At 55.9% G+C, this 9,310-nt stretch carries 6 protein-coding genes; 1 reads left to right on the top strand and 5 read right to left on the bottom strand.

From position 1 onward, the window contains the following. On the top strand, window positions 1-2,697 hold a 2,697-nt coding region (locus tag ACR0JW_RS23590; RefSeq protein ID WP_480714588.1), incomplete at its 5' end, for an adenylate/guanylate cyclase domain-containing protein. A gap of 19 nt (window positions 2,698-2,716) precedes the next feature. Here ACR0JW_RS23590 and ACR0JW_RS23585 read toward each other — a convergent pair. The 5 genes from ACR0JW_RS23585 to ACR0JW_RS23565 all read right to left on the bottom strand — a co-directional run bounded on the left by ACR0JW_RS23585 (window position 2,717) and on the right by ACR0JW_RS23565 (window position 8,925). Next, entirely contained in the window at window positions 2,717-3,196 is a 480-nt protein-coding gene (locus ACR0JW_RS23585; RefSeq protein WP_170825542.1) for a YHS domain-containing (seleno)protein, read from the bottom strand. 14 nt (window positions 3,197-3,210) lie between these two features. Then, window positions 3,211-3,804: an ankyrin repeat domain-containing protein gene (locus ACR0JW_RS23580; RefSeq protein WP_170825541.1), complete on the bottom strand. Its 594-nt coding sequence runs from the start codon at window positions 3,802-3,804 to the stop codon at window positions 3,211-3,213. A 1,028-nt stretch (window positions 3,805-4,832) separates the two neighbouring features. Beyond that, window positions 4,833-5,720, bottom strand: coding sequence for a LysR family transcriptional regulator (locus ACR0JW_RS23575; RefSeq protein ID WP_480714587.1), 888 nt, complete (start codon window positions 5,718-5,720; stop codon window positions 4,833-4,835). A gap of 343 nt (window positions 5,721-6,063) precedes the next feature. Further along, on the bottom strand, window positions 6,064-6,210 hold the full coding sequence (locus tag ACR0JW_RS23570; protein WP_480714586.1) for a hypothetical protein: 147 nt from the start codon (window positions 6,208-6,210) through the stop codon (window positions 6,064-6,066). A 1,044-nt stretch (window positions 6,211-7,254) separates the two neighbouring features. Continuing rightward, window positions 7,255-8,925, bottom strand: coding sequence for a tetratricopeptide repeat protein (locus ACR0JW_RS23565; protein ID WP_480714585.1), 1,671 nt, complete (start codon window positions 8,923-8,925; stop codon window positions 7,255-7,257). Window positions 8,926-9,310 lie beyond the last annotated feature (385 nt).

Below are 9,310 nucleotides of genomic sequence, written 5' to 3'. Positions count from 1 at the left end.
GCAAAAGAAAACCCCCGACGAGAACGCCGAGGGCAGACAGGTACTTCATGGATCAAACTCCTGCAGTTGCTTCTTTATTTAGATGCAGGAGAGTTCTCGGTTTTGATGCGGACGGACGTTCAGGTTTTCCGCGCGGATGCCGAGTTGCGGACGAAGCAGCCCGATGCTGGTGCAGCGGAAATCAAATCGATTGCTCGACAGTGTCACGGTATCGCCCGCGACAGCGCAGCACGATTTCTCGATACCGGACTTTCAAATCATGCATATAGGCCAAAACTTTATCAGGCCGTTCGCTTCGCTCGGATACAATGTTTCAAATGCGGAGCAAGCTGCCTTATGCTGCTGCGGAGACAACTGGCTTGTTGCGCCACCGTACCTTTGAAAGACAAGCACCCGCCCAGCCAAATATTTTCAGCGAGCGCAGTTTCCGTCACGTTTTTTTTAGTGTTAACTTCGCAGTACTGCCCGCATTTTGGAGGAGAGGGGCAAACCTTGGAACGCAGGCTTGCCGCCATATTCGCCGCAGACGTAGTCGGTTTCAGCCGTATGATGGCCGAGGATGAGGTGGGCACTTTCGAACGTTTGACCACGGTGCGCCAAGACATCCTCACCCGTTTGATAGATGAAAAGAACGGGCGGATCGTCAAGCTTATCGGCGACGGACTGCTGGCCGAATTTGCAAGCGTTGTTGATGCCGTCGAGGCTGCGATCCAGATACAAGAGGCGGTTAAGGACAGAAACGACACCATTGATCCCCACCAGCGTATCGAATTGCGGATCGGTATCAACCTGGGAGATCTAATCATCGATGGCGACGACATTTACGGAGACGGTGTTAACATTGCGGCGCGCCTGGAACCCCTAGCTACGCCCGGAGGCATCTGCATCTCGCGCGAGGTTTACGAACACACGCGCGGCAAAGTCAGTAAGCCATTTGAATCTGCGGGTGTCCACCGGGTCAAAAATATACCTGAGCCTCTCACGGTATTTCGGATGGCGGACCCGAATGGCTCGAAATACACTTCACTGTCTCGCTTCAAAGTTCGAGGCGCTGTCAAGGCGGTGGCCGTAATCGCGGTTCTTTCAGGTGCTGCTTTTATATTGCGTGATGGCATAGTTGCCCTTTTCGGCGGCGCCGAAAGTGAAATCATCGCGGCAGAGGACGGGCTGCCTTCTCTCGTCGTGTTGCCCTTTGAAAACCTCGGGCTGCCAGACGCGGAACGCTACATCGCAGATGGGCTCACGGACGACCTGATTACAGATTTCTCGAAAGTCGCCGGGCTGATGGTGATCGGCAGCAACACCGCGTTTTCCTATCGGGACCGGACAATCGACAGCAGGGCCATCGGTCGCGAGTTGGGGGTGGGCTATGTTCTCGAAGGCAGCGTGCGCAGAGCGGGAACTCGGCTTTTGGTCAACGCGCGGCTGACAGATGTGAGCAGCGGGCAGACAGTATGGGCCGAGCGGTTGGAGCGAGACGAAGCCGATATTTTCTCCATGGAGGCTGGCCTGATAAACGAGATCATTGGTCAACTTGGTGTGGATGTGAGTGTGTCCGAAAAGGAGCGGATCGAACGCCTACCTACAACGGATCTGGAAGCATATGACTTCTTTCTCAGAGCCGAAGAAGCCGCTCGCAGCGGCTTTCGGCCCAAGCTGCGCGAAGCGTTGAGCCTCTATTCGGAAGCAACCGCAATCGACCCGACTTTTGCCAGGGCATTCGCGGCACAGGCCCGCACCGAGGCATTGATCATGCGCCGCAACTATGACGATGTGCTGCCCTTTCCGGTCGCCCGGAAACGCGCCTACGAACATGCCGGTCGTGCCTTAGAAATTGATCCCGATGCGGCGATGCCTTTTGCAGTATTAAGCGAGTTGCAGACTGTGGATCGAAGGTATGAGGAAGCAATGCGCTCGGCGCAGCTTTCTGTCGAGAAGGCCCCCGGTGAAGCATCTGCTTATCTTGCGCTGAGCTTTGCGCAAACATTCTACGGACGACATGAAGAGGCGATCGAGAATTTCGAAACGGCTCTGCGTCTCAACCCACTATTGCCGGGCTATGCACGTCAGATCGCAAGCTTGTCCTATATTCTGACAGGGCGTCCCCAACGTGCCGTCGAAATCCTTGAGGAGATAAAAGGCAATTCTCAAGGTATTGAGGACTACTTTAACATCCTCGCTGCCGCCTATGGAGAGGCTGGCCAGACGCAAAAGGCGCAAGCAACTGCAGACGAGGTGGCCGAATTTGCTCCGCATACTTCGGCGCAACTCTACAAGGTCTTGTTTGCGCATTTTCGGAAGCAGGAAGAACTCGATCGGATCATTGATGCAATGTTGACTGCGGGCGTGCAGGAATGGCCCTTCGACTTTCAACCTGGCGCGCGCGAAAAGCTATCTGCCGACGCGGTTACCGCTCTGATCGATGGCAACGTATGGCAGGGAAACTTCGAAGGCCGCGGACCCGGCTTGATGCAGATTTCAGAGAACGGAAGTATGGCCTTGCGCGCATCCACATTGTTTGTCACTGGATCGGCATTTGTGAAAGATGACACATTGTGCTTGCAACAACCCGGTCTTTCGCTTGGTCGCCCGGCTTGTGGCATGGTCTACAAAAATGCCGAAGAAGAGGTCGGGGCGAGCGCGCCTTACAGCTACGTCAACCCGCATATTCTGTTTCACTTTAGCCCTGGCGGATGACCATCATCCGAGGTGCGCGTCAGTTGGAGTAATCCTTGGCTGCCAGCGGCTTGGTCTTTTCCCAATTCGCATCCGCCTTGGCGATCACCGCCTCCCCTTCTGGGTGGTCAAGCATTTCTGCTCCGGTCGGGTCCGAAATAAAGTAAAGCTTCCCATCGATGATCCGCCAGGAATTTACTGGGTCGATATTTTCAGACGCGTTGGCCCCAAGGCCGACACCCAATGTGCAATACCCGCCGTATTGCGGAGCGTATTTGGTTGGGTCAGACTTAAACAGTTCGCGGTTCCCCGCGCTGTTGAAGTGCCACGGCGTGCCAAGCCAATCATATGCGAACTCACTTGACCCCTTTACCGCTCGGCTTTCGGTGAAATAGGCAACAGTATCATAACCCTTGATTGCAACATCGCCGAAAGGCCCAGTGTTGATGGGCTCATCCGCCAGCGCACTCGTGGTCATGCCTGCAATAACCAGCCCGCTCATCAGAAGTCGAATATTCATTTTTTGACCTTACCTTATGTGCCTGCCTCCAAACACAGGCGGTGAAATTCCGGGCCGAAGGCGTCTGGCGGGGGGCATGTGGCTCCGTTCTGCTTCAGCAGCCCAACGATATCATAGTGTTTACGGAACATCGTTCGGATTAGAACCGAAAAGCCATCGTTATCGAGTGTCACAATATCCGCACCGTTGTCGAGCAGTAGCTCGATCATCTCGATATGACCCTCATCGGCCGCCATGAAGATGGGTGACTTTTCGGCCCTGTTGATGCGTCCATTCACGTCTGCGCCTTTAGCGAGAAGCAGCTGCGCTGTCTCAATCTTACCGCCGAAGGCAGCCGCGTGAAGTGGAGTGAAACCGCTGTGGTTACGCGCCATCACGTCAGCCCCTGCTTCGATCAGAGCCGCAGCGGTTTCGGTGTTTCCAGCCAACGAAGCAGCGATCAAGGGCGTAGCCTTGTTCGGCCCCCGCTCATCAACCGAGATACCGCTTTCCAACAGAGCCTTAACGGTCGCTGTATCACCCTGCTTTGCTGCATCGAATAACTGACCTGCTTGAGCGGGCCCAAGTATAAAGAATGCCGTTGTAAAGATGGTAATAATCCAACGCATGGATCTACCTCCCCTGTTTGAAGTGTACAGTGAGCCGCTGTTTCGCGCAACGACGGCTTATTCGCTGCGGTGTTAAAGACGAATCCGATCGAGTGGGTTTAGTCCATGCAGCGGCCCCAGAGACAACGAGTGTTTTGTCCGCGATGGAGACGTAGTGCCTCAGATTTTCGCCTCAACCGGCATGAGTGTTTGGTCTTTAATCTGCGCCGCGGCGCTCCGGTTAACGAGCAGTAATGCTGCAACGGCGTGGTCTACTGGTCGAGAAGGTCTGCTTCGGGCTCCCATCAGTGCTTCGCAGCACTAGGATTGAACGTCCCCTGACCCGCCAGCACCAGCAACCACCCGTCAGCCCCCGGAACGACTCGTCAGCGGTCGTCTCAGCGCCAGTGGAAGGTCGATCTGGTGGTCTCGCCAGCGCATCTGTCGGCACTAGTAAACTGCCTCTCCAGCGGTCGAGAATGCTCCGTGCTCACCCTCTAAATGCCCCCGAAACCGCCCCAGTTTCTCGGGCTTCGCTGAAAAGCCCATAGGTTTCATCGGCCGGCAAGGATTCCTACCACCCCAGCCAGTTCATCGGGACATGGAACAACAGCAGGCTCTGGGGGCTAAACCCTCCGAGAAATGCCCCCGTTTATGCCCCAGTGGTTTCGGGTGTTCTGACTCCCCCTGTCACCCAACCTCTAGCAGGAGTTCTATGGGGGTGGGGAATAGGTATAAGTAATGAATAGAAACCGGAGGATAGAGAGACCCGAGTATCCTCCTTCCTGATCCAAAATACACAGAGGGAGGAGGAGGTTGGGCGAACGACCGAAATGCGGGCGGAGCGGTCGTCTGCCTCGGTTGAGATTATAACCGCAGTTAGCCGGAATCGGACGTGACCAACGGGAATTTCCGTTTGAGGAAGCGTAGGCTGGCTAGCCGGAGAGCGGTCGCTCGGGGCGCAATTCATAGACAGTCGGTGTGCAAATGAAAATGCAATCAGTGTGATTGACCGCCGCAATTCATTATTCCGGTTTCACGGGAAGCTTCTACCTGAAAATGGCAGCATAGCGGGGCGCGAAGAATTTCGCGAATGCCTTTACTTCGGGGCGACGATAAGCCTCTGGCGCAATCAGCATCAAATGCTCCGAGTTCATCTCCTCGAGCGGCGCAAAGCATTGAATGAGCGTGTCATCGCTTTCGGCAAGTTTCACGTTTATGATGCCAAGGCCATGACCCGACCGGATGGCGGCATGCATCAGGTCCAGCTCGGAATAGGTTTGCCTGATCTGATCAGGTTCCGCATAGCGGATCAGCCAATCGTGAAAGGCTGACGGCACACCTTCACGTAGGAAGCTGACAAACGTATGGTTGAACAAGTCTTCTACCGAGGTCGGCAACCCGTGTTTTTCGGCGTATGAATGGGATCCGAAAAGCGCGTAACGCGCGGTGCTTATCTTGCGGCAGATGAGGTCCGAATGGGGAGGGCTTCTTGTCACGCGCAGTGCTATGTCCGCTTCGCCAGCCGATAAATCCAGGACTTCGACGCTGGGCAGGAATTCGAAGCTGACATCGGGGCGGAGCAAAGAGAACTCGTTGAAGATCGTTGCGACCCGGGGCGAGAAGTTGCCGGAATAGGCCGTGATCCGGATCGGTCTGGTGCTGCGCAACGTTTCGACTTTCTCGGCCAGGCAAATCGCCGCCGCTTCGATTTCTTCCGCCTTCTGCAGGATTGCTCGTGCTGTTTCGGTCGGCCGGAAGCCGCGCGTGTCCCGCTCGAACAAGGTTATGCCAAGCTCATGCTCAAGCGCCTCAATGCGGCGTGCAACAGTTGGCTGGGCCATGCCGAGCTGGGGCGAGGCAGCCAAGGTGGACCCCGCGCGCACGACGGCAAGAAAGACCCTGATTTCTGACCAGCTCCGGAATGCGCTCTTCATTTTTGTAGAATAGCACATCGCCGCGGCCGATACCCGAAAATCCCGCAGCCACTACAGTGGGAGAACCTTCGCAGCAGCAGAAAAGGCCCGAGAGATGAATGCATTCATGACCAGCACCCGCACAGTCCCGCCGCTTCAAAAGGCTCCTGGTTTCATCCAGCGCGTATTCAACTTCGCCCTGCGCCCCCGCACTGAGGAAACGCAGCCCGATGACGCCCGGTCCCGGCGGGAATTCATCAGGGAGGTTCTTTCCCGCAACCCGGACGCCTTCTCCAGCGATGCCGATGTCCAAAGTATGATGAGTATGTATCCCGGCAGGTACTGACTGGTTCGGGGCGGACCTTTAGCGCAAATCCCCACCCGCTGCAGACCGTCGAATGGCCGCTATCGGGCCGGTCGGGCCGATCCGCAATGCCCAGCGGCCTTTGCCTCGTAAAGTCAGAAAACTGCGGGTCGCTGCCACCCGAGCCGAACGCAGCATCTTACACATTTGGGCTCGAACCTGACATGCCTAGATTCCTCTCCAACCCCATTCAGCGCCAGCCGTCCCAGATGCGGTCGACCAACTCTGCCACCTCTAAGTGATCCGACCAGCGGTGAACGTCGATCGGTCGCGAGTGCCATGGGTTCTCTATCTCCCCCATAACCTCCTCCTCCCTCTGTGTATTTTGGATCAGGAACGGGGATACTCGGGTCTCTCTATCCTCCGGTTTCTATTCATTACTTATACCTATTCCCCACCCCCATAGAACCCCTGCTAGAGGTTGGGTGACAGGGGGAGTCAGAACACCCGAAACCACTGGGGCATAAACGGGGGCATTTCTCGGAGGGTTTAGCCCCCAGAGCCTGCTGTTGTTCCATGTCCCGATGAACTGGCTGGGGTGGTAGGAAACCTTCCCCACCGATGAAACCTATCAACTTTTCCAACCGGTGACCGAAACTGGGGCGGTTTCGGGGGCATTTTACTGAGTGAAGCGACGGGCGGAATGGAGCGTCAGCGGGTCAGCACGGGGCATTTCTGACCGCTGGAGAGGCCGCTGACGGCCCAGCTTACGAGACCGCTCACTGGCGCTGAGACGACCGCTGACGAGTCGTGCCGGGGGGCTGACGACTGTTTGTTGGCATTGATGAAGTGGCTGACCGTTGGCGCAGAAGCGGACGTTCGAGCGGACAACGGCGAATGACCGTATCGAGCCCATAGTGTTGAAAAACTCGAAAATTCCGATCATTGCATTTTCTCGCCAAATTCCATCGCGCCTGAGAAGTTGCCCCAGTTTGGACGGAGAAGGCCATGAGCGCGCGACACGACGGCGATACCGTGCTTTGGCCGACCCCCTAGCTAAAATTTGCAACCGGCTTTCAACGGCCGGAATTTTTGACGCCTTCCACCAAAAATGGACTTTTTCAACACTATCAGCCCGAAGCTGTCATTCGAAATTGGCTTGTGAATTTGAAATCTCCGCAACGGTCCGGCCCAAGGCTTGGCGCAATTGGGCGAGACCATTTTAGCGAAAGATCTTTTCACTTACAGCGACTATTCCGCCGCTACCGCCTCCATGGCTGCTTGCGCGCAATGGCAGGACGCACCTACAGGCAGATCGGATCTGGCCGCTGCCAGTTCCAAGCGTTGGCGGATAAGTTTCGCTTCTGCCGAGTCTCCCGCACCACGGCTGCGTAGACATTCATCAAGGCCCTTCAGGCTCCAGATATTGTCGGGATGAATGCAGGCGCGCGGCAGGTTGCCGGCCAGGCCAAGGTCTTCCCGGTAAGCTTGCTCGGCTTCCTCGACTCGCCCCTGTTCAAGCGTCAGGGCGCCGAGCGCGTGGCGCACGGGCTGAATCCAACCCCAGGGTTCGTCATAGGCCAAGGTATCCTCCAACTCGATCGCTTTTCGTAGATGTGCGAAGGCGGCATCGAAGTTGCCTTTCCGGTACTCAAGCTCACCGTCCAGCATCTGCTCGGCCACATCCAGGAGATCGATACACCGGTTGTTGTGAAGGTAGCGGCTTTCGGGCACCTTCGCGCGCGCCTCCATGAACTTGGCCCTTTCGGCTTCGGAGTTTGACACCTCACCCAGTGCGGCATGCGCCACGGCTTTCGCGTAGTGCAGGGACGCGGTTGTGTGACAGTACAGTTTCTGATCCTCGGGCAGTGGTTCGGAAATGATGTCGCGCCATCTGCCGAAGCGGATCTGAACGTGGGTTTTCATGGAGATATAGCTCTCCAGGAAGTCGGCCATCGGCGGACTTTCCAGCTTCAGCAGATCCACAGGAATTTCACGGATCATCTCTTCCGCAGCGGCCATCGCCGGTTCGTACTGCCCGAGGAACATCGCGCCGTAGATGGCGAAATGGTAGTTGTGTACACGGTAGGCCGTATAGAAATTCATGCGCCCTTGGCGCTCGGCGATTTTCAAATCGGCCTCGATGCCCTTCTGGTTCCAATAAAGAGCGTCGCGGTACTCGCTGCACTGAATGTCGATATGCGTTGGCATGTGGATCAAATGGCCAGCGTCTGGGACTAGTACTCGTAGGTAATCGCCGGCCATCAATGCCTTTTCAGGGGTCGGCGACATTTCCATTAGGTGAACATACAGGTGGAGGATGCCGGGATGGGCGCGGCCCTCGGGGGTATCCACGAATTTTTCCAGCACTTTCTGTGCTTCGACCGTGCCGGCGCCATCGGCGACTGTATTTTTCCAGATGTCCCACATCTTCCATGGCGTCTGGTTCAGAATGGACTCGACATAGACTGTGGCAACTTCGATGTCGTTCGGGTGGGCTTCGTATGCCTTCTTCATCGCCGCGGCAAAGTCATCGTTCCAAGGCCTTTGCTCCTCGATCGTTTCGCGCTGCGGATAGCGGGCCGGGAGGGCTTCGATCAGCGCGCGTTCGGGAGGGGTCACTTTGTCGACCAAAGCAAGTGCCGCTTGCGTGCAGTCGTATGCTGTTGCCAAGGCATTCGATTTGGTGTCCGGGTCCATCATCCACCACTCGAAATTGTAGTTCGGACCGACAGCGTATGCGATGCCCCAATGCGCCATCGCGCACTCGGGATCGTGCTCCAGCGCTTTTTGGAAGCATTCGATCGCCTGCTCGTGGTTGTAGGAATACGTCCAGACAAGTCCGCGGTCGAACCAGAGCTGGGCATCATCCGACTTCGTTGTGATCTTGCGTGAGTAAACGTCGACGTCAAAGTAGTCCATTGATACTTCCCCCCAGAAATAATGGGAATAAAGGTAGCCTGAAGTAGGTGATTCTTTAAACGCTCGAAATTTGAACGGCTGCTTGGTCCGCAAAGTAGACGTCCCAGCAAACGCAACGAACGACTGCATTGAACCCAAAGCAGACTCGCATAACAACGTTCTTGCGCGTTCAATGGCACGACCGCTGCTCTGAGGTATCTGATTTATATCAATGCGCTCCTTAGCTCCTGGCATAATGATGGCTTCCGGGAGAAAGAGGTCTATGCTACGCCGTTCGCTCGCATTTATCTTGTTTGGAACGCTGGCGGCATGTTCAGCTTCATCTGAACGTGATTTATACACTTTTGACGCGAAAACGAACGCTGGTGAAGATGTATTAATGGTA

It is taken from the genome of Ruegeria sp. BG6, assembly GCF_056538465.1.
The sequence above is the reverse complement of the archived record's forward strand: the minus strand, read 5'-3'. Positions and strand labels throughout refer to the sequence as shown.

Excerpts from the sequence above, each read along its gene's own strand:
- ACR0JW_RS23585 (WP_170825542.1), bottom strand. The coding sequence starts at position 3,196 with ATGAATATTCGACTTCTGATGAGCGGGCTGGTTATTGCAGGCATGACC.
- ACR0JW_RS23570 (WP_480714586.1), bottom strand. The coding sequence starts at position 6,210 with ATGTGTAAGATGCTGCGTTCGGCTCGGGTGGCAGCGACCCGCAGTTTT.
- ACR0JW_RS23575 (WP_480714587.1), bottom strand. The coding sequence starts at position 5,720 with ATGAAGAGCGCATTCCGGAGCTGGTCAGAAATCAGGGTCTTTCTTGCC.
- ACR0JW_RS23565 (WP_480714585.1), bottom strand. The coding sequence starts at position 8,925 with ATGGACTACTTTGACGTCGACGTTTACTCACGCAAGATCACAACGAAG.
- ACR0JW_RS23580 (WP_170825541.1), bottom strand. The coding sequence starts at position 3,804 with ATGCGTTGGATTATTACCATCTTTACAACGGCATTCTTTATACTTGGG.